Raw genomic sequence first — 22,718 nt, 5'->3', positions numbered from 1 at the left:
GAGTCCCCCCACTTGTGAACTTGTGAATCGCTTCTCTTGGTGCTTCACCAGGCTTGGCGCTTCACCAAGGAGGTGGCTCCGTCCATGCTCGTCCGCGACGCCATGAGCACGGTGGTCCTCACCATCGGCCCGGCACACACCCTCCGCCAGGCAGCCCGCCTGATGTCCGCACGCCATGTCGGCGCGGCTGTCGTCCTCGACGAGGAGTCCAGCGGTATCGGCATCCTCACCGAGCGCGACATCCTCAACTCACTCGCCCTTGGCCAGAACCCGGACGCGGAGGCCGCAGGCTCCCACACCACCACCGACGTCGTCTTCGCCGCCCCCGCCTGGACCCTGGACGAAGCCGCGTCGGCCATGTCGCACGGCGGATTCCGGCATCTGATCGTGCTCGACTCGAGCGGTCCGGTCGGCATCGTCTCGGTCCGCGACATCATCCGCTGCTGGGCACCTGCCCGGCAGCGCGTACCGGCCTGAGCACACGACGGCGCCTGTATGGACAAGGTCCACACAGGCGCCGTACCAAGCCGCACTGAACCGCACTAAACCGCAACCATCAATTGACGAACCCCCACGGCGAGCAACCACCTCCGCGAGAGCGGCGCCGGTTCAGGCGCCAACGGCTGTTCGCAGGGCCTGGACCGCGGCCTCCAGCCGCTTGCCGAAGTCGCCGTCCGCCTGGCGGAAGTTGTTGATCGCGCGCTCGGCGATGTCGTCACGGGAGACCTTGGCGATGAAGCCCGCCAGGTTCTCGACCAGACGGTCCTTCTCGTCCTCGGACATCAGCCGGTAGAGGTTGCCCGCCTGCACGAAGTCGGTGTCCTCAGCATGCGAGGGTGCCTCGGTGTCGCCGGTGCGGCCGGTCACCGCGATCGGCTGCCACAGCGGCCTGTCCGTCTGGAACGGGCCGCCGAAGCTGTTCGGCTCGTAGTTCTTCGCGCCCTTGTGGCGGCCGTCGTACAGGAAGCCGTCACGGCTGTTCGTACGCGCCTCGGTGGCGTGCGGGCGGTTCACCGGCAGGTGGTCGGCGTTGATGCCGACGCGGTAGCGGTGTGCGTCGCCGTACGCGAACAGACGGCCCTGGAGCATCTTGTCGGGCGACGGCCCGATGCCCGGCACGAAGTGAGCCGGGGAGAAAATGCTCTGCTCGACCTCGGCGAAGATGTTCTCCGGGTTGCGGTTGAGCTCCAGCTTGCCGATCTCGACCGGCGGGTAGTCCTCGTGCGGCCACACCTTGGTGAGGTCGAACGGGTTGAAGCGGTAGTTCGCCGCCTCGGCCGCCGGCATGATCTGTACCTGCACGGTCCACGACGGGAAGTCACCGCGCTCGATGGACTCGCGCAGGTCGCGCTGGTGGGAGTCCGGGTCCTCACCGGCGATCTTGGCGGCCTCTGCCGAGGTCAAGTTCTTGATGCCCTGGTCGGTCTTGAAGTGGTACTTGACCCAGAAGACCTCGCCGGCCTCGTTGTTCCACTGGTAGGTGTGCGAGCCGTAGCCGTTCATGTGGCGGTACGAGGCGGGGATGCCGCGGTCGCCGAAGAGCCAGGTGACCTGGTGGGTGGACTCGGGGCTCAGTCCCCAGAAGTCCCACACGTTGTCGGCCTCCTGCGAGCCCGTGTACGGGTCGCGCTTCTGGGTGTGGATGAAGTCGGGGAACTTGATGGCGTCCTTGATGAAGAACACCGGGGTGTTGTTGCCGACGAGGTCGTAGTTGCCCTCTTCGGTGTAGAACTTCAGTGCCCAGCCGCGCGGGTCACGGACGGCGTCGGCAGAGCCGAGGTTGCCGGCCACGGTGGAGAAGCGCAGGAAGGTCTCGGTCTGTTTGCCGACCTCGGAGAGGAACTTCGCGCGCGTCCACTGCGAGACGTCACGGGTCAGCGTGAAGGTGCCGTACGCGCCCGCGCCGCGTGCATGCACGACGCGCTCCGGGATGCGCTCACGGTTGAAGTGGGCGAGCTTCTCGAGCAGCAGCTGATCCTGAACGAGGACGGGTCCGCCGACGCCCGCGGTCTCGCTGTTCTGATTGTCGGCAACCGGCGCGCCGGCCTCCGTCGTAAGCGGTCCCTGCGTCACGCGCGCCTCCTGCGTCATTCCTACCCGTACCTGCACATCGGCCAATGCCGAACCCGATCCTACAATGGACAATGTCTAAGTCAAGTGAGCTTCCAAAGTCACACCTGTTCGGGATCTGGTCTCCTTGCTGTTAACCTGGTCTGTATGAGTGACCTACTGGAACGACTGCGCGGACGCGGATGGCGAATGACCGCGCAGCGGCGTGTCGTGGCCGAGGTCCTTGACGGCGACCACGTCCACCTGACGGCCGACGAGGTGCACGCGCGCGCCGTCGCCAAGCTGCCCGAGATCTCCCGGGCGACCGTCTACAACACGCTGGGTGAGCTGGTCTCGCTCGGCGAGGTGCTCGAGGTCGCCACGGACAAGCGCGCCAAGCGGTACGACCCCAACGCGCATCGACCGCACCACCACCTGGTGTGCGCCCAGTGCGGCGCGATCCGCGACGTCCACCCGAGCGGCAACCCGCTGGCCGACCTCCCCGACTCGGAGCGCTTCGGCTTCACGGTCTCGGACGTCGAGGTGACGTACCGGGGCGTGTGCCCGAACTGCGCGGCGGCGTAAAGCTCGCACTGAAGCCCCGGCACCTTCAGGTGCCGGGGCTTCTCGCTGCCGTCGGCACCCGCACATGACGAAGGCCCGGATCCTGAAGGATCCGGGCCTTACGTTTTTCAGTAGCGGGGACAGGATTTGAACCTGCGACCTCTGGGTTATGAGCCCAGCGAGCTACCGAGCTGCTCCACCCCGCGTCGTTGAACTGAACAGTACGTCAACCGTGGGACCAGCGCAAATCGCTTTCAGACCCCTCACCCACAGCCCGTCCGGCGCTTGAGGACGAGGCCGTTCAGGCCGATGCGGGGGCCTGGGGGCGGAGTCCCCAGGGGACGGGACCGGGTGGGACGGCGGGGGCGCGAAACCCTCCACGCCACCCCACCGCAGAGCCACCCCCACCGCAGCACCCCCCACCACAAAGCCCCTCACGCAGACAGCTCCTGCCGCAGGGCATCCCGCAACCGAGCCGCCCGCTCGGACACCTCCGCGGGCCCCAGCGAAACGGCCCGGTCGGCCCACCGCTGCCCCTCCGTCAGCTCCCCCCGCCGCGCATAGACGAGGGCCAGCCGAAGCGCCGCCCGCCCATGCCCCGCATCCGCCGCCCGAGTCCACCACAGCGCGGCCTCCGGCTCGCTCCCCTCCCGAGCCAGCAACAGCCCAAGGTTGAACGCCCCGTTCCGTGACCCGGCCTCCGCGGCCTCCCGGTACCACCGAGCCGCCTCCACGACATCGCCACGCGCGGCGGCCAGCATCCCGACCCGCACCTGCGCCCGCCGATGCCCCTGGGACGCCGCCCGCTCGTACCACTCCTCGCACTCGCTCTTCTCGTGCGCGGGCTCCCCGAGCTCGTGCGCGGGCGCCGGCGGGCGCCGCGCGTCGAGCACGGCGGCAAGCCTGTACGCGGCCTCCGCGCTACCGCCCCCCGCCGCGCACCGCAGATGCCGCTCAGCCTCCCGCTCGTCCCCCTCCCGCAGCCGCGCCATGCCCACCTGAAGCGCCGCCTCGGTGTGCCCGGCCGCCGCCGCCCGCTCGTACCACCGCAGGGCGGCCGCGTCGTCGTCCTCGGTCGCCCTCCCGGCATGCAGAATCCCGAGATTGAACGCGGCGTCCACGCTCCCGGCCTCCGCGGCCTTGGAGAACCAGGGCTCGGCCCCGGCCGCGTCCCCGACCTGGAGCAACAGGATCGCCAAGGCGTTCGCAGCCTCCCGGTGCCCCGCGTACGCGGCCCGCCGGTACCACTGCTCGGCCTGCGCGGTCCGCCCCTGCTCGGCACAGAGCAGCCCGAGGTTGTACGCGCCGTTCACGTCACCGGCGTCCATGGCGGCGCGGTACCACCGCTCGGCGGTCTGCGTCTCACCGCGCTCGGCGTGCAGCGCGCCCAGCGCGTTGGCCGCGTTGCCGTCACCGTCCTGCGCGGCCCGCAGCCACCACACAGCGGCGCTCTCGGTGTCACCCGCGTCACGCAGCAGGAACCCGAGCGCGCACGCGGCCCGTGCCTCGCCGTCCTTGGCCGACGTCAGATACCAGCGCCCGGCCTCCTTGAGATGGCCCCGCTTCTCGAGGATCGCCCCGAGATGCAGCGCGGCCCGCCGGTGTCCGCGCGCGGCGGCCTGCCGGTACCACTGCTCGGCCTCTTCACCGGCGGCGCCTATCACTCCGATGACACCGTTGTCAGCTCTGCCCTCGCCCGCGTCCGCGGCCTTGCGATCGAGCGTGCGCGCCAGCCGGTACGCGGCCTCGCGGTGCCCGCGCTCGGCGGCGGCCCGCATCCACTGCTCCGCGCCGACATCACCGCGGTGCTCCAGCAGATCGGCGAGCGCGTATGCCCCGAGGGCGTGCCCCTGCTCGGCGGACTGGCGCAGCCAGTACTCGGCGGCGGGCTCGTCGCCCCGCTCGCGGTGGTAGCGCCCGAGCGCGTGCGCGGCGGCCGTGGACCCGGCGACAGCGGCGATCCGCCACCACCCGGCGGCGTCGTCGGCGTACCCGCGCTGATGCAGGAGGACACCCAGGTTGTTGGCGGCGGCCCGGTCACCGGCGGCGGTGGCGGCACGCAACTGAGGCTCGGCTCCGTCGAGATCGCCGCGGCGCAGCAGCATCGCGCCGAGGACGCTCATCGCCTCGACGTCACCGGCCTCGGCGGCGAGCCGCTGGCGTGCTTCCTCCACAGCCTCGGCCTCCGCAGCCTCGCCGGTTTCGTCCCGGTCTGAAGGCCGTACAAATCGCCCTGTATCCAACAGAGTTGCCTTGTCCCCCATAACGTCCATCGTCGCACCACCTGCAACCCGGGTACACCTGGTATACCGCAGTCAGTGAGGTCACTTCAGCGTTTTGTCGACATGCCCACAGAGAGACAAGTCAAACACAGATTTCCCAACTCCCCACGTATGCAGCAGTCTTCGGGCGCGTCGCCCACCACCGCCGTACGCATCGCGCGCACAAGTCGTACGCACGTCGTCATACAGGCGTAGTACGCAGGTGCCCGCACAGCACACAACGAAGGCCCGGATCCTTGAGGATCCGGGCCTTCGCTTTTCAGTAGCGGGGACAGGATTTGAACCTGCGACCTCTGGGTTATGAGCCCAGCGAGCTACCGAGCTGCTCCACCCCGCGCCGTTGTGACTCAACCGTACCACGGCGCGGGGGTGGCCTCTGACCAGCCGATCAGCCGCTGCCCGAGCTCTCGTCGCTGCTGGGGCTACTGCTGGAATCGGTACTGGGACTACTGCTCGGACTACTGCCCTTGTCGCTGCTCGCGCTGCCGCCGCTGCCGCTGGTCTTGTCGGCCTTGGCTTGCGCGTCCGCGGCCCGCTTCAGCGCGTCCTCAAGATCCTGCTGCGCTTTGCCGTACGCGTCCCAGTCGCTCTCCTTGAGGGCTTGCTGGCCCTCGTCGAAGGCCTTCTGGGCATCGGTGAGCGCCTCCTGGACCGTCGGATCGCTCGACGTCGGCGGTGGTGTCGTGGTCCCGTCGTCGGCCGGCGGGGTGGTCGGACTCTCCGTGTCGAAGATCTTGTTGAGCGCCTGGTCGAGCGTGTCCTCGAAGGCGGTTTTGCCTCCGTAGGTCACCAGCACCTTGCGCAGCAGCGGGTACTTGAGCTCACTGCCGCGTACGAAGACGGGCTCCACATAGAGCAGTCCTCCGTCGAGTGGGACCGTCAGCAGATTGCCGTACTCGACTTCCGAGTCACCGCCTCTCAGAAGTCTGATCGACTCGGCGATGTCCTGTTCGGAGTTGAACTGGCTCTGGACCTGTTTGGGCCCGTCGACCGGTTCACTCGTCGGCAGTTTCAGAATTCTGATCTTGCCGTAGTCGCTGGTCCCCGCCTCGGCGTTGACCGACATGAAGGCGCTCAGGTTGTCCCGGCCGTTCGGCGTGAACGTCGTCGTCAGCGAGAACGCCTGGGCCTGCTGGTCGGGCATCTGCATGCTCAGGTAGTACGGCGGCACCGCGTCGCCCGACTTGTTGGTCGGTTCGTCCGGGACCTGCCACACCTCGCTGCCGCTGAGGAACGTCTCCGCGTCCTTCACGTGGTAGCGGGTCAGCAGTTCGCGCTGGACCTTGAACAGGTCCTGCGGGTACCGCAGATGGTCCATGAGCGACTGCGAGATGTCGCTCTTCTGCTCGACCGTGTTCGGGAACGCCTTCATCCAGGTCTTCAGGACCGGGTCCTCGGTGTCCCACTGGTAGAGCTTGACCTCGCCGGTGTACGCGTCGACGGTCGCCTTCACCGAGTTGCGGATGTAGTTGACCTGGTTCTGCTGGGCCACCACCGCGCGCTGGTTGTTGGTCGCCGTCAGCGAGTCCGCCGTGGTGTCGCCGAGGGTGGTCCGGGAGGCGTACGGGTAGCCGTTGGTCGTGGTGTACGCGTCGACGATCCACTGGATCTTCCCGTCGACCACGGCCGGGTAGGCGTCGCCGTCGATGGTCAGCCAGGGAGCCACCGCCTCGACACGGTCCTTGGGGGTGCGGTTGTAGAGGATCCGGGAACCGTCGCCGATCGCGCCCGAATAGAGGATCTGCGGCTCACCGAACGCCACGGCGTACGCGGCGCGGTTTATCGGGTTGGAGAGGCTGACCCCGCTGTCGCCCTTGTAGCTGGTGGTCTTCTCACCGTTGTCGTCGGAGTAGTCGATCTCCTTCTGGGGGCCGCCGACGATCGAGTACTGCGTGGTCTTCTCGCCGTAGTAGACCCGCTGCTCGTACGTCGGGAGGTCGCCCTTGGACGGCAGGTCGGACTCGGTGAAGACTGGCCGACCGCCGGAGGTCGCCGTGGTGCCCTTGGCGGCGACCACGCCGTATCCGTGGGTGTAGCGGAAGTGGTCGTTGATCCAGTTGTTCTTCGGAATGCCGTTGAGGTTCAGCTCGCGCAGACCGATGACCGTGTCCTGGTCCTTGCCGTCCTTGCTGTAACGGTCGACGTCCAGGTTGGTCGGGAACGCGTAGTAGTTCTTCATCTGCTGCAGCTGCTGGAACGTCGGCGAGACGATGTTCGGGTCCAGCAGGCGGATGCTCGCCGTGGTGTCGGCGTCCTCCCGCAGCTTGGCGTTGTCCTTGGTGCTGCTGATGCCCGCGTAATCGGAGACCTGGGTGCCGTCGATGCCGTAGGCCTCGCGGGTCGCCTTCAGGTTCTTCTCGACGTACGGCGCTTCCTTCGCCTGCTCGTTCGGCTGGACCTGGAACTTCTGGACGATCGCCGGGTACAGGCCGCCGATGAGGATCGCGGAGAGCACCATCAGGCCGAAGCCGATGACGGGCAGCTGCCAGGTGCGCCGCCACAGGGTGGCGAAGAACAGCAGGGCGCAGATGACGGCGATGCAGAACAGGATCGTCTTGGCAGGCAGATACGCGTTGGCGTCGACGTACCTCAGACCCGTCCAGTTTCCGGTCGCCTTGAAGTCACTGGACTTCACCGCGAGCCCGTACCGGTCGAGCCAGTAGGCGACCGCCTTCAGCGCGACGAAGAGGCCGAGGAGCACGGAGAGGTGACCGGTGGCCGCGGCCGTGGCGCGCGCCCCCGGGCTGGTGATCCGCAGTCCGCCGTAGAGGTAGTGCGTGAGCGCGGCGGCGATCAGCGAGAGCACGGCCGCGGCGAAGCCGAAGCCGAGCAGGAAGCGGTACCAGGGCAGGTCGAAGGTGTAGAAGGAGATGTCGAGGTGGAACTGGGGGTCCTTCTGGTTGAAAGGAACTCCGTTCACCCACATCAGCCACGTACGCCACTGGCCGGACGCCGAGGCGCCGGCGATCAGCCCGACCAGGGAGGTGATGCCGAGCAGCAGCCACTTCTTGTAGGGCGCGATGCCCATGCGGTACCGGTCGAGGCTCTGCTGCTCCATGGACATGGCGCTCAGCGGCGGGCGCAGCCGGTGTGCCAGCCAGATGTTGAAGCCGACCGAGGCCGCCATCAGCAGGCCGAAGACGAAGAAGAGCCCGATCTTGGTCCACAGGGTGGTCGTGAAGACGGACGAGTAGTGAACCGACCGATACCAGAGCCAGTCCGTCCAGAACCCCGCAAACATGACAAAGGCCATGGCCAGTACGGCCAGTACGCCCAGTGTCATGAGCAGTGTCCGGACGCGCCGGGACGGTCGGCCCACTCTGATCCGTGGCCCCGTCGGGCCTCCGCCGCGGTCCGGCATCTGGAAAGCCAAGGTGCGCACCTCGAAGTTCGCTGTTGATCCGTCAGGTCCCCGAGAACGCGGACCATCCGTCAGGCCCCGAGATCGTGGGGCCTCACCTATGCAACTTACTCACGCTTTACTCGGTTCCCGGTTCCGGGGACTAACGAGGCAGGATTGTGACCATGTCCAACACTCCCATGGCAGCGAGCCCGCTCACCCGGGCCGTACTCGAGATCGACGAGTACGCCTCCGGCCTCGGCTGGGACCAGCCTGCCCGCCTCTTCGCCCTCGTAGACACCGCGCGCCTGCGGGCCCAGGAACCCGGCCTCGCGGCCCAGCTCGGCCTGCAGGACGAGCCCGAGACCACCGGTCTCACCCCGATCGAGCAGGACGAGATCCCTGCCGGAAAGCCGCTGGACGAGTTCCTCGGCACCATCGCCTGGCCGGACGCCGTGGTCGGCTGCGCGCTCACCGTGGAGCGGCTGATGCTGCCGCCGTCCGCGGAGGCCTCCGTCCCGGAGGGCCTGAGCGAGAAGAATCTCGCGAAGTGGGTCGCCAAGCACCCGGACCGCCAGGAGGTGCGCATGACGGTCGGCGTCCTGCGTGACGGGACCCGCGACTCGGCGCTGCGGCTGCGCGAGAAGGACGCGCCGACGGAGGTCCTGACGGGGTCGGGCCTGGTGCCGGGCCTGGCGGAGGCGCTGTCGGCGACGTTCGCCGAGTAGCCCTTCGGACTACTCGGTGGTGCACCGACTACTGGGTGGTGCACTTCGGCAGGTCGGCGGTCTTGCCGGAACTGATGTCCTTGAGGGCGCTCATCGCGTCGTCGATGGTGTTGACCTTGACGAGCGTGAGCCCCTTGGGGCTGTCCTTGGCGGCGGCCGCGCAGTTGTCCTTGGGCGTCAGGAAGTACTGGGCGCCCTTCTCGCGCGCGCCGACCGTCTTCATAACGATGCCGCCGATCGGGCCGACGATGCCGTCGTCGTCGATGGTGCCGGTGCCCGCCACGAACTTGCCGCCGGTGAGGTTGCCCGGGGTGAGCTTGTCCACGATGCCGAGCGCGAACATCAGTCCGGCGCTGGGTCCGCCGACGTCGGCGAGCTTGATGTCGATGCTGAACGGGAACGTGTGGTCGGTGCCGGCCGAGATACCGACGATGGCCCGGGCCTCGCCGCTGTCGGTGGACTTCGCCGTGGTGATCGTGACGTCTTTGGTCTCGGTCGCGGTCCTGTTCGCCTTTTCGGCCGCGGCCTGCTCCTTGGCGGGCACGATCGTGAAGACGACCTTGTCGCCGGGCTTGTGCTTGGTGACGAGCTTCGCGACGTCGTCGGGCGCCTTCACCGTCGTACCGTCGACGGCCTTGATCACGTCTCCGGCGTGCAGCCTGCCCTCGGCCGGGGAGTCCTTGAGGACGGTGGAGACGATCACCCAGGACTTCACCGGGATGTCCAGTTCCTCGAGGGCCGCGACCTTGGCGCTCTCCTGGGACTGGCTGAACTCCTCGGCGTTCTCCTGCGTCGACTGCTCCTCGGTCTTGCCGTCGGGGTAGAGCGTGTCGTGCGGGACGACCTTGTTGTCGTGCGCCAGCCACCCGTAGACGGCCTCGACGAGGTTCATCTTGTAGTCGGCGCTGGTGACCCGGACGGTGGTCATGTTCAGGTGCCCGGTGGTCGGATACGTCTTGCGCCCGGAAATCTGCAGCACCGGCTCACCGTCGTGCTCACCCAGCGTGTTCACCGTCGGCCCCGGTGACATCTCCGAGTACGGCACTTTGATGAACACTCCCGCGCACAGGAGCGCGATCAGGATCAGGGTGGAGGCGAGCATCGTCGCGGTGCGGCGTGGCATGCCACGACAGTACGGGACAGTGCTGTCAGAGCACTGTCGGGGCCGTCCGTACGGGGCCTCGGCCCGGTACGGAGCGACGCCGTCTCAGACCGCGTCGGAGGGGGACTTCTCCCTGGCCTCGGACCGCTCCATCGCCTCGCGGAAGCGCGCGTAGCCCTCGAGCTCGATGCCGTCTCCCGCCGCCTTGCGGTTCCGGCCGGCCCAACTACCCCACAGTCCGGCACCGATCGCGGCCAAAAGCGGAATCAGCAACCAGGCGAGCGACGCCATGCCGACCTCCCAACCCCATGAGCGACCGCAACTGACTGATCAGCAGATTAACCATCCACGTCGTTAACGCTCACGCCAGGGGGTCGGTTACGCAACCGGAAGGCAGGTGATCAGTAGATGATCAGCAGGCGCCGACCCACTCCTCCGTGCCGTCGGAGAACTTCTGGTGCTTCCAGATGGGCACTTCGTGCTTCAGATCGTCGATCAGCTTGCGGCACGCCTCGAAGGCCTCACCGCGGTGCGGACACGACACGGCGACGACGACCGCAAGATCACCCACGGCGAGATCACCGATACGGTGCACGGCAGCCAGCGCCCGCACCGGATACTCGGCGACCACCTTCTCGGCGATCCGCCGCATCTCGGCCTCGGCACTGGGGTGGCACGAATACCCGAGCTTGTCGACATCGGCACCCCCGTCGTGATTGCGCACAGTGCCCACGAACAGCGCGGTCCCTCCGGCGGCGTCGTCACCGACGGCCCGGAAGACCTCGTCCACCGACAGCGCCTCGTCCCGAATCGCCAGCAACCGAATCGGATCCTGCGCGCCCTGCTCACCGGGATGATCAAAAGTAGGTGCCATACATCCATCGTGCCCTATGGGGTCGGCGTTCTTCAGCCCCGGGACGCTCAGCCCGTCCGGCGTTCGAGGACGAGCCCTTCGGGCGAAGGCGGGGAGGGAAATCCTGGACGCCCACCTCAACGCACCCGCACCACACCCACCGCCTCAGATCCGCCGCCGAGCCTTCCGCGCCCGCCGCACAACCGCCGCCGCACCCAGCAGAGCGACCGTCGCCCCTGCGGCCCCCGCCGCCGTCGCGTCCTTCCGCCCAAGCCGCCGCCCAGCCACCGTATGCCGCCCGGCAACCTCCTCCAGGAGCTCCCCGAGAACCTCCTCATTGGTCCACTGCGCCCGCCACCCGGCGTCATGGAGCCGACTCCCACTCACCACCCAGGGGTACATCGTGTACGCCAGGTCCCCGGCCGGGGACGGGGTGAGCCCGATCCGGTGAAGCCGCGCGGCCGCCCCCAGCGCGACGGCGGACGGCAGCTCCATCCGCCGAATCCCGCTCAGCTCCTCGACCTCCTCCTGTTCCAGCCACCCGTCGCACCCGACAGTCAGCTCTCCGTCCACCTTCTCCAGAACGGCGTACTCCAGAGCACTGCACAGATCCTCGACATGGCAGAACTGCCAAGCCGGCCGCGACCCGGCCACCACGAGCAGCCGCGGCGACTCGAAGTACCTGGTCAGCGCGGTGTCGGTACCGCCTCCGACCAACACCCCCGGCCGTACGACGGTGACATTGAGCCCGGGATGCGCGCGCGGCGCCCGCCGGGCGAGCCGCTCGATCTCGAGCAGGTCCCCGACCCCCGTGGCCTCCGCCGTCGCCCGCAGTTCGGCGTCTTCGGAGAGGGGCAGTTCGTTGTCGGGCAGCGCGCCGTAGACCATCGCGGAGGTACACAGCACCACACGGTGCACCCCGGCCGCGGCGGCAGCCGTCAGCACGGTCTGCGTCCCCCGGACGTTGTACGCCGTACGCGCCGCCGCGTCCGTCTCCAGATCGAGGTCGAGCGCGAGATGCACCACGACGTCCGCCCCGCGGAGCTTCTCGGCGATCGCCGGGTCTCGGACGTCCAGGATCTGCCACTGGGCGCCCGCGCACTCGCCGCGCCGCTCGTCGATGGCGATGACCTGCTTGATCTCCTCGGACGCGGCAAGCCGCTCGGTGAGCAGCGCGCCCACTCCGGCCGCGGCGCCGGTGACCGCGACGACGGGCCCGCGCAGGGGCGGGCTGGTTGAGTGGTTTCGCGCTGCGCGAACCTGTGGATCTGGGGAACTCACCGGGCGTCTCCAGCAGTTGTCTTCAGTAACGGACGCGCGTGACGCGTGCGTACCAGGTGGCATCCATCCTGCCGCAGGCTGAGAGTCGGCGAAGCACCGAGGCCCGATCGGGCTCTGGTGTCTACGCTGGGTGGTGTTGTCGGGCAGTCGCCGCCGGAATGAACCGGCGGCCTTACCAGCCGAGGAATCCCGTGAGTGACACCCCATTCGGATTCGGCCTTCCGCCGGAGGAGCCGGAGAACGGCGACGAGGGCAAGAAGAAGGACCAGCAGAGCGGCGGTGGTCAGGGACCGGCCAACCCGTTCGGTTTCGGGTTTCCCGGAGCCGGCGGCCCCGGCGCCGACAATCCGCTCGCAGCCATGTTCGGTTCCATGAACCCCAATGACCTGGGCGCCGCGTTCCAGCAGCTGGGCCAGATGCTCTCGTACGAGGGCGGCCCGGTGAACTGGGACATGGCCAAGCAGATCGCCCGCCAGACGGTCTCCCAGGGCACCTCTGACGGCACCAAGGACGCGAGCGTCGGCCCCGCCGAGCGCACCGCGGTCGAGGAGGCCGTGCGCCTGGCCGATCTGTGGCTGGACGACGCGACGTCCCTGCCGTCCGGCGCCGGCTCCGCCGTGGCCTGGAGCCGCGCGGAGTGGGTCGAGGCGACCCTGCCGGTGTGGAAGGAGCTCGTCGACCCGGTCGCCGAGCGTGTCGGCGCGGCCATGGGTGACGTTCTGCCGGAGGAGATGCAGGCCATGGCGGGCCCGCTCATCGGCATGATGCGCTCCATGGGCGGTGCCATGTTCGGTACGCAGATCGGGCAGGCCGTGGGCGTGCTCGCGGGCGAGGTCGTCGGCTCGACCGACATCGGCCTGCCACTCGGCCCGGCCGGCAAGGCCGCGCTGCTGCCGCTGAACATCGCGTCGTTCGGCAAGGACCTTAGCGTCCCCCAGGAGGAGGTGCGGCTCTACCTCGCCCTGCGCGAGGCCGCCCACCAACGCCTCTTCGCCCACGTGCCGTGGCTGCGCTCGCATCTGTTCGGCGCGGTCGAGGGCTACGCGCGCGGGATCAAGGTCGACACGGCCAAGCTGGAGGACGTGGTCGGCCAGCTCGACCCGCAGAACCCGGAGCAGCTGCAGGACGCCCTCCAGCAGGGCATGTTCCAGCCGGAGGACACGCCGGAGCAGAAGGCCGCGCTGGCCCGTCTGGAGACGGCGCTCGCGCTCGTCGAGGGCTGGGTGGACGCGGTCGTGCACTCCGCCGCGAAGCCGCGTCTGTCGTCCGCGGACGCGTTGCGCGAGACGCTGCGCCGCCGTCGTGCCACGGGTGGTCCCGCCGAGCAGACCTTCGCCACACTGATCGGCCTCGAGCTGCGCCCGCGCCGACTGCGGGACGCCTCGCGCCTGTGGGCCTCGCTCACCGACGCGCGCGGTGTCGACGGCCGGGACGGCCTCTGGGCTCACCCGGACATGCTGCCGACGGCGTCCGACCTGGACGACCCGGACGGCTTCGTGCACCGCGAGCAGCTGGACTTCTCCGAGCTCGACAAGATGCTGGGCGAGGCGGCAAGCGGCTCCACCGAGAAGCCGAACCTGAAGAAGGAAGACGCCCCGAAGGACGCCCCCAAGGACGGCGACGAGGGCGACGACACCCAGTGACCCTCCACGACGACGCGGTCCTCGTACTGAAGAGCTACGAGGACCAGCGAGAGCTGCGCCAGGCGTATCTGGACCACCTGGAGGCGCACCCGGACGGCATGTGGAAGTCGTGCCACGCCGGGCACATCACGGCGAGCGCCCTGGTGATCGACCCCGAGCACGGCCGGGTGCTGCTGACCCTCCACAAGAAGCTGCGTATGTGGCTCCAGATGGGCGGCCACTGCGAGCCGGGGGACGCCACCCTGGAGGACGCGGCCCTGCGCGAGGCCACGGAGGAGTCCGGCATCGCCGGGCTGACGCTGCTGCCGGGCGGACCCGTGCGGCTCGACAGGCATCCGATTCCGCCGCCGTGCCACTGGCACTTCGACGTCCAGTACGCGGTCGTGGCCGCGCCTGGAGCCGTTCAGGAGATCAGCGACGAGTCACTGGACCTGCGCTGGTTCGGCTACGACGAGGTCGCGGACGTGGCCGACGAGTCGGTCGTACGGCTGCTGGAGGCCACTCGCGCCACGCTGTGAGCGGGTAAAGGGGTAAGGGGCGACCGCCCTTGCGGTCGCCCCTTACGTTTGCTCCCTGGACCGTCGGCCGGTCAGTCCGTCAGCTCCAGGCGTTGCCCCGGTTCTGCCCATGCGCACCTTGCTGCCCCATGCCGTACTGGGCGCCCACCCCCTGGCCGATCACCGCGTTCTGTGGCGGCAGCAGCTCGCTCGGCTGGACGAGCGCGTAGCCCTGGCCCAGGAAGCTGAGCTCCCAGCCTTCACCGGTGTTGCCGCGACGCCGCCACACTCCGGAGGAATGCGTCTGGGCCTGCATCTGCACGCGCAGGCCGGTGGACCAGGCGACGATCGCGTCGGCGTCACAGTTGACGTACTTGTCCGGCGTGACCTGCATCATCAGCGGCGTCCCCGAGGTCATCAGGGCGACCTTGCCGCGGCCGGTGATGTTGAGCTGGTACTTGCCGGAGCCGGAGATGCCGTACTGGCTGTCCACGGCGATGACCTCATGGTGCAGTGAGGAGTCCATCGCCAGGACGTAACTGCTGTCGACGGTGAGACCGTCCTGGTCCACATCGACCACATGCACGTGCTGGGCAAGATTCGCGAGGTAGACCGTTCCCTGACCGTGGCAGCGCATCAGGTCGAGGCCCTCACCGGTGCGGGCACGCGCGCGACGCTGGCCGTTGTTCTGGTACTCGGCGTCGAACTCGACGAGCCCCTGGTAGGCGACCATGGTGCCCTTGCGGGCGAGGATGTCGTCGTGGCCCTCCAGGACGATGCGCAGCATCTGCGAGTTCTGCAGGCTGTAGCGCTCCTGGGTCTGCTGCTCGTTGTAGCCGAAAATCGGGCTCTGCATGGTGTCCTGCTCCCCCTCAGCCCCGGATCCGGAGGCGGTCGGTGCTGTCCTCGCTGGGCTGGACTACGACGATGCCCTGCCCGGAGAACGCCATCTGGTACGCCTCGCCGCTGCCGCGACCGATCAGCGACTGTGCCTTGAAGCTGCGCTTGCCCTTCACCTTGAGGTTCGGGGACCAGGCGACGAGCGCGTCCGGGTCGACGTACGTCTCGTCCTCACCGCCGCCGCAGTCGACGACGATCGGCTCGCCGCGGGAGGTCAGCGCGACCCAGCCCTGCCCGGAGATCTTGGTGTTCCACAGGCCCTGCCCGGCGAACTTGGCGAGCCCCTTGACGCGCTCGACGCCCCAGGTGAGGTGTGCGTCGAAGGCGAGCAGGTTGCTGGCGTTGACGGAGATGGCGTCCCCGTTGAGGTTGATGACGACGACGTTCGCCCCGTAGTCGGCGAGGTAGAGCAGGCCGTCGCCCGTGCACTTCATGAGGGGCGCGCCCTCGCCGGTCATCCAGTCCTTGGCGATCTGGCGTACGGCGGGCGGGTTGGGCTCGTACTGGACGAACCCTTCGTAGGCGACCATCGAGCCCACGCGCGCGAAGAGGTCGTTTCCGGTCTGCATGGCGACCTTCAGCATGTGGTTGCCGTGGTTCTCCATGCGGGCGGTGACGGGTGCCGGGGCGAAGCCCGCGAGTGGCTGGTTCATGACGGGCTTCCTCAGACCTCGTACGGCTGGACGACGATGAAATTGCCGGGCGCGCCCCGGAACTGGAGGTTCACGCTCTCTCCGGTGTCGCCGGGGTAGGCGTTGCGGCGCATCCGCACCTGGCTGGACACGATCACCTGGGAGGCCGCGGACCACGCGACGACGGCGTTGCAGTCGGCGAACGTCGTCGGCGTCACGGGCAGTACGACGGGGGCGCCATGCGTCTTGACGACGACCGTGCCGGTTCCCTGGAACTGCATCGTGAACAGCGCGCCTCCGGGAATGCCGTGCCCCTCGATCCTGCGCACCTCGTACTGGAGGGTCTCGTCGAAGGCAAGGACGTTCTCGGCGGACACACAGATGGCGTCGCCCTGGAGTTCGATGGGGTGCAAGTGGGCGGCGTTCTCCGCGAGGAACACCTGGCCGCGGCCCGAGCAGCGCATCAGCTGCATCTCCTGGCCGGTCGCGTTGCCCACGATCCGTCCGGCGAACCCGGCGCCCTTGTAGCCGAACTCGACCTTGCCCTGGTAGAGCACCATGCTGCCCTGGCGGGCCAGTACGGGCTGGTCACCGATGCCGAGGTCGACCCGGACGAGCTTCTTGTTCTGCTGGGTCCACCGCTGGCCGGTGGGCGTCTCCTTGAACGCTCCCAGCGCGGCGGCCACACCGGCAGCACCCTGCGGGGCGCCCTGGGGAACGCCGTACGGGGAGGGCGCGCCGGGCTGACCGGGCGCCTGGCCCGGGACCTGGCCGTACGGCGGCTGCTGTCCGTAGCCGGGGGGTGCCGTCGGGGCCTGCTGGCCGTATCCGGGCGGCATCGGAGCCGTCTGGCCGGGAGGCGGCTGGCCGTAGCCCGGCGGCGGACCGGGCTGCCCGGGCGGCTGCGCGTACGGCGCGGAACCCGGCGGCGGCACGGTACCGCCCGGCGGGGAGTGCAGGGGCGCGACGATGGTCGGCGCGGCGTGCACGGGGGGCGCGGCAGGCGCCGGGGCGGGAGGCGGGGTGGTTCCCTGAGGTGGGGCAAAACCCTGCGCGGCGGGCTGCGGCACGGGCGCCGGAGCGGGCGCGGGTGCGGGAGCAGGTGCCGGGGCAGGTGCGGCCGGGGCGGCGAACGCGGGCGGCGCGGTGGCCTGGGCGGGCGGGGCGAAGGACGGTACGGCGCCGTCCTGCGGCTGCTGCGCGGCGGGCTGCTCCTCGGCGACCTCACCGCCGAAGTTCTTCAGCAGCGCGTCGAGTCCGCCGTCGAAGCCCTGCCCCACGGCGGCGAACCGCCAGACGTCCTTCAGGTAGAAGTCGCCCAGCATCACGGCACGCTCCGTGGAGAACTCCGCGCCGTTGAACGAGTACCGGGCCACCTCCTCGCCGCCCGCGACGATACGGAGATAGCCGGGGGCGATCTGCGACATCTGCCCGGCGCCGTCGATGGTCGCCGTGAACGACAGCTTCTGGATCTGCGCCGGGATCCGGTCGAGGGTGACACGGAAGGACTCGGTGTCACCCGCCTGGGCCCCGAGGAGTTGGATGGATTCTTCAGGGGTCTTCGGCTGGTTGAAGAAGACGAAGTACTGGTCGTCCGAAAGCCGTTCTTCGGCATCCAGACCGAAGCAACTGATGTCGAAGGTCAGTCCGGGGCCGGCGATCTGCACACCTACGTACAGATCGGTGCCCGCGGTGAGGTCACTGATCCTGGCCTTGTGGCCGCGCTGGAATTCCCTGGCCATGCGTACCGACCGTCCCCCATCCCGAGTGCCATTGCGTCGCGCCAGGCTAACGGCAAAATCTGGGCGTGACCGCAGCCGGTACAGACCCGGTACACAATCACCTCTCGACGGGGGCGAACCCCCTCCAAAGGGAGCGCCGCTGCCCGCCCGCTACTCCGCGCGCGCGGTCGGCAGATGGGGCAGCCGGTCAGCGGCGACCACCCCTTCCAGGTAGCCGCGCGCACGCTCCGTACGCGGATACGCCTCCAGCAGCCGCCAGAAGCGGGGCCCGTGTCCGGGCACGAGAAGGTGCGCGAGTTCGTGGACGAGGACGTAGTCGACGACGTACTCGGGCATGCCCTGCAACCGGTGCGACAGACGGATACTGCCCTCGGCCGGGGTGCACGAGCCCCAGCGCGTGTTCTGATTGGTGACCCAACGGACCGAGGTGGGCCGGGCCCGGCCGTCGAAGTACTGGCCCGACAACCGAGCGGCGCGCTCGGTCAGCTCGGCATCGCCGAGCACCCGTTTACTCTCCTGGGCGGCCAGCTTGTCGAGCATGACGGTCACCCAGCGCTGCTCCTCCGCCTCGGACATCCGGGCGGGGATGAGCACGACGGTGCGATCGCCCTCGCGGTACGCGGAGACCGTTCTGCGCCGTCGCGTGCTCCTGCGGACCTCGATCGCGCTCGCCCCCGAGCCGCTTGGCGGCAGGCTCGTCGTGCTGCGCTGTGGTTTTCCGGCACGGTGCAGTGGGTCGGCGGGCACGCCCCGACGTTACCCGCTGCACATGGGCGAAGTCCCGTCCCCGGGACGGTTCGGTGCCGATCCGCACTCCGCGCGCTTAATTTATACGACGAACACCACCGCCTGTGGACAACTTTCGGCACCATTCGGCCGGTCCGGGCATGCTGGCATTCGGTCGACGGGACCAGGACGGACCCCGCCGACACATACGGGGATGCTCTACAGGTACGGGGGTCGGTCATGCATCCGATGGTGAAGCCCGCGCTGCGGCGCGGCTGGCGGGATCTCAACACCGTGCAGTTCGGGATGGCACCCGCGCACGCGATGGTGCTGGGCCCGGTGGACACGGCGACGGGCAGCTTCCTCGACCGGCTCGACGGCACCCGCGGGCTGCCGCACCTGCGCGACGAGGGACGCGGCATGGGTCTGCCCGACGGCCATGTCGACGCGCTGGTGGAGCGGCTGGCCCGGTCCGGTCTGCTGGACGACGCGACGGGCGGCGGCCCGGCCGCCGACTCTCTGCGCAAGAAGAAGGCGGTCCTGGACCGGCTGCGTCCCGACCTGGCGTCCCTCTCCCTCGTCGCCCCCGCACCGGGCGACGCCATGAAACACCTGGCCGCCCGTCGCTCACTGCGCGTGCAAGTGCGGGGCGCGGGCCGGGTGGGAGTCATCCTGGCCTCGTTGCTGGCGGGCGCGGGCGTGGGCGAGGTCGAGGTGCGCGATGTCGGCCGCGTCGAGCCGTGGGACGTGGCGCCGGGCGGGCTGCCCGCGGAGTCCATCGGCGAGCGCCGCGAGGAGGCCGCCCGGCGGGCGGTGCGCCGAGCGGCACCGGATCGGCCCCCACGGCCGATCGCCGAGACGGACGAACTCGGACTGTCACTGGTGATCCTCGCGCCCCGGGACGGCCTGGCTGTCCACGCCCCCGATCCGGTCACCGCCGAGCCCCTGATCACCTCGGGGACACCCCATCTGTACGCGGGAGTCGTGGAGGGGACGGGTGTCGTCGGCCCCCTGGTCCTGCCCGGCGACACCGGCTGCGCGGGCTGCCTGGACCGGGTGCGGGTCGACCGGGATCCGACCTGGCCTCGTCTGGTCGCCCAGTGGCGCTCGGGACAATCGCGCCAGGTGCCGGCGTGCGACCTCGCCCTGGCGACCGGTGTCGCCGGACTGGCCGCAGGGCATGCGCTCGCCTTCCTCGACGGGCAGTTTCCCTCCAGCGCCGGGGCGCGATGGGAGGCCTCCGTGCCCGGGTTCGACTGGCACGCGAAGCCGGTGTGGTCACACCCCGCATGTCCGTGCGGCGCCGCGGACAAAGGTAAGAAAGGGGAACGCGCCTCGGACAACGGGGAGCCGCACGAGACAATGGCGGGGCAACAGTCGTACGCGGCACGGCTGTCTGGGACTTGGAGGGCGCATGTCTGATCTTCCCCGGAAGGCCGTCACCCGGACGGCTAAACTCGCCGCGCTACCGCTCGGCTTCGCCGGGCGAGCGACTTGGGGACTGGGCAAGCGGATCGGCGGGAAGTCGGCGGAGATCGTGGGTCGCGAGCTGCAGCAGCGCACGGCGGAGCAGCTCTTCAAGGTGCTCGGCGAACTCAAGGGCGGCGCGATGAAATTCGGGCAGGCCCTGTCCGTCTTCGAATCGGCGCTGCCCGAGGAGGTCGCCGGACCGTATCGCGCGGCGCTGACGAAGCTCCAGGATGCGGCGCCGCCGATGCCGACGAGCACGGTGCGCTCCGTGTTTCAGGAGCAGCTCGGCGAGGACTGGTCCCAGCTGTTCCTGGAGTTCGAGGACAAACCGTCCGCGGCGGCCTCGATCGGCCAGGTGCACCGGGCGGTGTGGCACGACGGACGCGAGGTCGCCGTCAAGGTGCAGTACCCCGGGGCGGGCGCGGCCCTGCTCTCCGACCTGACCCAGCTCAGCCGATTCGCCAGACTTCTGGGCCCCCTGATCCCCGGCATGGACATCAAGCCACTCATCACGGAACTGCGCGACCGGGTGTCCGAGGAACTCGACTACGAACTGGAAGCACAGGCCCAGCAAGCGCATGCCGAGGAATTCGCGGGCGACCCTGATGTGCAGGTGCCGGCAGTGGTGCACCAGTGCGACCAGATTCTGGTGACCGAGTGGATCGACGGGATCCCCCTGTCGGAGGTGATCACCGCCGGCACCCAGGAGCAGCGGGACCGTGCGGGCCAACTGCTGGCCCGTTTCCTCTTCTCTGGCCCCGCCCGCACCGGACTGCTGCACGCCGATCCGCACCCGGGCAACTTCCGGCTCCTGCCGGACGAGAAGAGCGGCTGGCGGCTGGGCGTCCTGGACTTCGGCACGGTCGACCGTCTCCCGGGTGGTCTGCCCGCGACGATCGGCTACTCCCTCCGTATGACTCTCGCCGGCGAGGCCGAGGCGGTCTACGAGTTGCTGCGCGAGGAGGGCTTCGTCAAGGAGTCCATAGAACTCGAACCCGATGCGGTCCTGGACTACCTCCTGCCGATCATCGAACCGGCCCAGGTCGACGAGTTCACCTTCACCCGCGGCTGGATGCGCAGCCAGGCCGCCCGGGTGGCCGATCCCCGTTCTCCCGCCCATCAGTTGGGCAGGCTGCTCAACCTGCCGCCGTCGTATCTCCTGATACACCGCGTCACCCTGAGCACCATCGGAGTCCTGTGCCAGTTGGGTGCGACGGTCCGTCTGCGCGACGAACTGGAGGAGTGGTTGCCCGGGTTCATGCCGGACGAGGAGCCGACGGACGAGACGCTGGACGAGGAGGAGTCGGCTGCGCAGGCCTGAGTTCGGTCCTCGGCTACCACCACGCCGAGTCCAGGCGCCCTTCGATGGCCCTGAGATTGCTCCGGGCGCAGGTGTCGCAGAAGTAGTGGCGGGCGCCGTTCTCCACGGAGCAGGTCCACGTCGGCTGGGGTCCGTCGGCCGGGGTACCGCAGCGGGCGCACACGATGTACCGGGCGTCGGCCGCATCGGGCCGCTGCATGGAGTTGGTGCTGTCACTGTCCCCGGGAAGACTCGTCACGCGGCGACGATATCGCCGCAATCGGCGGTTCGTCGGCACAACGCACCGCGGGGGTCGGTCCGTTCGGACCGACCCCCGCGGATGAGTTACTGCCTGCGACTGCCTTCGGCTACTGCATGACCGCCATGGCGAGCGCGCGCCGAGCACGCAGGGAGGCGCGCTCGGCCCGACGCTGCATCCGGCGGGCGGTGGCCAGGCGCACAGCCCGGCGTTCCCGCTCGGCCTCGTGCAGTCGCTCGTGCATATGCGCACGAGCCAGGGCTTCTGGGATGAGTTGCATCTCGCGGGTCCTGTTCTGACGCGAGTCGTTCGCGCCGGTGGTGGTGAAGTCTGGGATGGCGGAGCCTGTGGGCTCGCTGGTGGACGGCTTCATCGGGGCCTGTTTCTTGGGGTCGTGCGTCAGGGGGCGATCGATCGTTCCTGCGGTGTTCATGCCGCAACCGGGTTCTTGCGCGGGCGGCCACGCGGCCGCTTGCGGGCCACGACAACACCCTGGACGAAGAGCTCGCCGCCCCAGACGCCCCAGGGCTCACGCCGCTCCTTGGCGCCGGCGAGGCAGGCCTCGATCAGCGGGCAGGTGCGGCAGAGGGACTTGGCGTACTCGACATCGGCCGGCGACTCGGCGAAGAAGACCTCCGGGTCGTAGGAGCGGCAGGGGACGGGTACGCCGAGGTTCTCGATGGCGTCGTCGAGCGCGGTGAGCGCAGTGAGCGGGGTCAAGGTGGAGTCCTCCGTGAGGCCGGGCGGGGGGATCGTTTCGGAAGGCGGTACGGACGGGGCGTGCGCTTCGAGTTGCACGGTTTCGTCTTCCTCGTCTGGTCGTACCGGCCGGGTTGGCCGGTTGGCGGCTGGTACCGGGTTCTTTTCTTGTCCCGAGGCCCCTTCGCTCTGCCGTCCCCGGTCGGGGACAAACAGAAGGGCCGCGGATCCCGGGTGGGGTTCCGCGGCCCTGAAGGCGCCGGCCTGATCGAGGATCAGGCTGGATCACTCCAGGGTTCAGGCCCACGGAAGGCCCACATCGTGTGGTGCTTCGTCGTCTGCTTCAGGGATCCGGCACCGGCTGCCGCAAAGGCATAGGCCTGGGCCTCTGCCACTACTGCTGCTTCCAGTGCCTGGATCGGTCGCTCATTGCGCTCACGGACGGGGAGGCCCGCGAGAGACATGGAGGACGCCGGCCGGATGGCAGGAATGCCGGACAGACCGGTGCCCAGGTTCGAGACGCCGAGCATGCACAGGGAGACGACCGAGCGATCGGTCATTTTGACGGTGCTGATGGAGCTGGTGTTGATGCTGATCACTGGAATCGCCTCCTCTCGGCGTCTAAGGGGACCGGGGTGAGCCAGTCCGACG

Annotated in this window: 22 protein-coding genes and 2 tRNA genes; 7 read left to right on the top strand and 17 right to left on the bottom strand. The window is 69.1% G+C overall.

Annotated features, from left to right (window positions below; genetic code table 11):
* Positions 1 to 84 precede the first annotated feature (84 nt).
* The gene (locus tag ACX28W_RS21210; RefSeq protein ID WP_459000572.1) at positions 85 to 477 is read left to right on the top strand and encodes a CBS domain-containing protein; all 393 of its coding nucleotides are present in this window, start codon (positions 85 to 87) and stop codon (positions 475 to 477) included.
* Between the two features lie 132 nt (positions 478 to 609).
* On the opposite strand, the gene ACX28W_RS21205 is transcribed toward ACX28W_RS21210, so the two are convergent.
* Positions 610 to 2,091: a catalase gene (locus tag ACX28W_RS21205; protein ID WP_459000571.1), complete on the bottom strand. Its 1,482-nt coding sequence runs from the start codon at positions 2,089 to 2,091 to the stop codon at positions 610 to 612.
* A 126-nt stretch (positions 2,092 to 2,217) separates the two neighbouring features.
* Here ACX28W_RS21205 and ACX28W_RS21200 point away from each other — a divergent pair, with 126 nt between their 5' ends.
* Positions 2,218 to 2,634, top strand: coding sequence for a Fur family transcriptional regulator (locus ACX28W_RS21200; RefSeq protein ID WP_095747967.1), 417 nt, complete (start codon positions 2,218 to 2,220; stop codon positions 2,632 to 2,634).
* Between the two features lie 111 nt (positions 2,635 to 2,745).
* Here ACX28W_RS21200 and ACX28W_RS21195 read toward each other — a convergent pair.
* From ACX28W_RS21195 to ACX28W_RS21180, 4 genes are all read right to left on the bottom strand, one after another.
* A tRNA-Met gene (locus ACX28W_RS21195) sits at positions 2,746 to 2,819 on the bottom strand.
* A gap of 228 nt (positions 2,820 to 3,047) precedes the next feature.
* Positions 3,048 to 4,886, bottom strand: coding sequence for a tetratricopeptide repeat protein (locus tag ACX28W_RS21190; RefSeq protein ID WP_459000570.1), 1,839 nt, complete (start codon positions 4,884 to 4,886; stop codon positions 3,048 to 3,050).
* A gap of 272 nt (positions 4,887 to 5,158) precedes the next feature.
* A tRNA-Met gene (locus ACX28W_RS21185) sits at positions 5,159 to 5,232 on the bottom strand.
* Between the two features lie 51 nt (positions 5,233 to 5,283).
* A complete protein-coding gene (locus tag ACX28W_RS21180) occupies positions 5,284 to 8,256 on the bottom strand; it encodes a UPF0182 family membrane protein (protein WP_459000639.1) in 2,973 nt (990 codons plus the stop codon).
* A gap of 164 nt (positions 8,257 to 8,420) precedes the next feature.
* On the opposite strand from ACX28W_RS21180, the gene ACX28W_RS21175 reads away from it, so the two are divergent.
* Positions 8,421 to 8,963, top strand: a complete 543-nt coding sequence (locus ACX28W_RS21175; RefSeq protein ID WP_459000569.1) for a PPA1309 family protein — start codon at positions 8,421 to 8,423, stop codon at positions 8,961 to 8,963.
* Between the two features lie 28 nt (positions 8,964 to 8,991).
* On the opposite strand, the gene ACX28W_RS21170 is transcribed toward ACX28W_RS21175, so the two are convergent.
* The 4 genes from ACX28W_RS21170 to ACX28W_RS21155 all read right to left on the bottom strand — a co-directional run bounded on the left by ACX28W_RS21170 (position 8,992) and on the right by ACX28W_RS21155 (position 12,199).
* A complete protein-coding gene (locus tag ACX28W_RS21170) occupies positions 8,992 to 10,086 on the bottom strand; it encodes a YlbL family protein (protein ID WP_459000568.1) in 1,095 nt (364 codons plus the stop codon).
* Between the two features lie 84 nt (positions 10,087 to 10,170).
* Positions 10,171 to 10,356, bottom strand: coding sequence for a hypothetical protein (locus tag ACX28W_RS21165; RefSeq protein WP_459000567.1), 186 nt, complete (start codon positions 10,354 to 10,356; stop codon positions 10,171 to 10,173).
* A 121-nt stretch (positions 10,357 to 10,477) separates the two neighbouring features.
* Complete coding sequence (locus ACX28W_RS21160) at positions 10,478 to 10,939, bottom strand: molybdenum cofactor biosynthesis protein MoaE (protein ID WP_362077868.1); 462 nt, start codon at positions 10,937 to 10,939, stop codon at positions 10,478 to 10,480.
* A gap of 144 nt (positions 10,940 to 11,083) precedes the next feature.
* Positions 11,084 to 12,199 (bottom strand): SDR family oxidoreductase, encoded by a 1,116-nt coding sequence (locus tag ACX28W_RS21155; RefSeq protein ID WP_459000566.1) that lies wholly within the window; start codon positions 12,197 to 12,199, stop codon positions 11,084 to 11,086.
* Positions 12,200 to 12,390: 191 nt separating this feature from the next.
* Here ACX28W_RS21155 and ACX28W_RS21150 point away from each other — a divergent pair, with 191 nt between their 5' ends.
* Together ACX28W_RS21150 and ACX28W_RS21145 are read left to right on the top strand one after the other, a co-directional pair.
* Positions 12,391 to 13,842, top strand: a complete 1,452-nt coding sequence (locus tag ACX28W_RS21150; RefSeq protein WP_459000565.1) for a zinc-dependent metalloprotease — start codon at positions 12,391 to 12,393, stop codon at positions 13,840 to 13,842.
* Positions 13,839 to 14,360 carry an NUDIX hydrolase gene (locus ACX28W_RS21145; RefSeq protein ID WP_459000564.1) on the top strand — a complete coding sequence of 174 codons (522 nt, stop codon included), beginning with the start codon at positions 13,839 to 13,841 and terminating at the stop codon, positions 14,358 to 14,360. The genes ACX28W_RS21150 and ACX28W_RS21145 overlap by 4 nt, the downstream gene beginning before the upstream one ends.
* 79 nt (positions 14,361 to 14,439) lie before the next feature.
* On the opposite strand, the gene ACX28W_RS21140 is transcribed toward ACX28W_RS21145, so the two are convergent.
* From ACX28W_RS21140 to ACX28W_RS21125, 4 genes are all read right to left on the bottom strand, one after another.
* Positions 14,440 to 15,195, bottom strand: a complete 756-nt coding sequence (locus tag ACX28W_RS21140; protein WP_459000563.1) for an AIM24 family protein — start codon at positions 15,193 to 15,195, stop codon at positions 14,440 to 14,442.
* A gap of 16 nt (positions 15,196 to 15,211) precedes the next feature.
* Positions 15,212 to 15,892, bottom strand: a complete 681-nt coding sequence (locus ACX28W_RS21135) for an AIM24 family protein (protein WP_459000562.1) — start codon at positions 15,890 to 15,892, stop codon at positions 15,212 to 15,214.
* Between the two features lie 11 nt (positions 15,893 to 15,903).
* Positions 15,904 to 17,613 carry a TerD family protein gene (locus tag ACX28W_RS21130; protein ID WP_459000561.1) on the bottom strand — a complete coding sequence of 570 codons (1,710 nt, stop codon included), beginning with the start codon at positions 17,611 to 17,613 and terminating at the stop codon, positions 15,904 to 15,906.
* A 150-nt stretch (positions 17,614 to 17,763) separates the two neighbouring features.
* On the bottom strand, positions 17,764 to 18,360 hold the full coding sequence (locus ACX28W_RS21125; protein WP_459000560.1) for a M48 metallopeptidase family protein: 597 nt from the start codon (positions 18,358 to 18,360) through the stop codon (positions 17,764 to 17,766).
* Positions 18,361 to 18,579: 219 nt separating this feature from the next.
* Between ACX28W_RS21125 and ACX28W_RS21120 the strand changes: the two genes are divergently transcribed.
* Both ACX28W_RS21120 and ACX28W_RS21115 read left to right on the top strand, forming a co-directional pair.
* Positions 18,580 to 19,761, top strand: coding sequence for a TOMM precursor leader peptide-binding protein (locus ACX28W_RS21120; protein ID WP_459000559.1), 1,182 nt, complete (start codon positions 18,580 to 18,582; stop codon positions 19,759 to 19,761).
* Positions 19,754 to 21,130, top strand: coding sequence for an ABC1 kinase family protein (locus tag ACX28W_RS21115; protein ID WP_459000558.1), 1,377 nt, complete (start codon positions 19,754 to 19,756; stop codon positions 21,128 to 21,130). Before ACX28W_RS21120 ends, ACX28W_RS21115 begins: the two co-directional genes overlap by 8 nt.
* Before the next feature lie 13 nt (positions 21,131 to 21,143).
* Here ACX28W_RS21115 and ACX28W_RS21110 read toward each other — a convergent pair whose 3' ends face one another.
* The 4 genes from ACX28W_RS21110 to ACX28W_RS21095 form a co-directional block, all read right to left on the bottom strand.
* On the bottom strand, positions 21,144 to 21,368 hold the full coding sequence (locus ACX28W_RS21110; protein WP_459000557.1) for a hypothetical protein: 225 nt from the start codon (positions 21,366 to 21,368) through the stop codon (positions 21,144 to 21,146).
* A gap of 109 nt (positions 21,369 to 21,477) precedes the next feature.
* A complete protein-coding gene (locus ACX28W_RS21105; RefSeq protein ID WP_362077838.1) occupies positions 21,478 to 21,801 on the bottom strand; it encodes a hypothetical protein in 324 nt (107 codons plus the stop codon).
* On the bottom strand, positions 21,798 to 22,166 hold the full coding sequence (locus tag ACX28W_RS21100) for a WhiB family transcriptional regulator (protein WP_099499760.1): 369 nt from the start codon (positions 22,164 to 22,166) through the stop codon (positions 21,798 to 21,800). Before ACX28W_RS21100 ends, ACX28W_RS21105 begins: the two co-directional genes overlap by 4 nt.
* 176 nt (positions 22,167 to 22,342) lie before the next feature.
* Positions 22,343 to 22,666, bottom strand: coding sequence for a hypothetical protein (locus ACX28W_RS21095; protein ID WP_459000556.1), 324 nt, complete (start codon positions 22,664 to 22,666; stop codon positions 22,343 to 22,345).
* Positions 22,667 to 22,718: the final 52 nt, after the last annotated feature.

The sequence above is a fragment of the Streptomyces sp. SD15 genome, from assembly GCF_054462255.1.
Note: the sequence above shows the minus strand (reverse complement) of the source record. Positions and strands in the feature narration are given on the sequence as shown.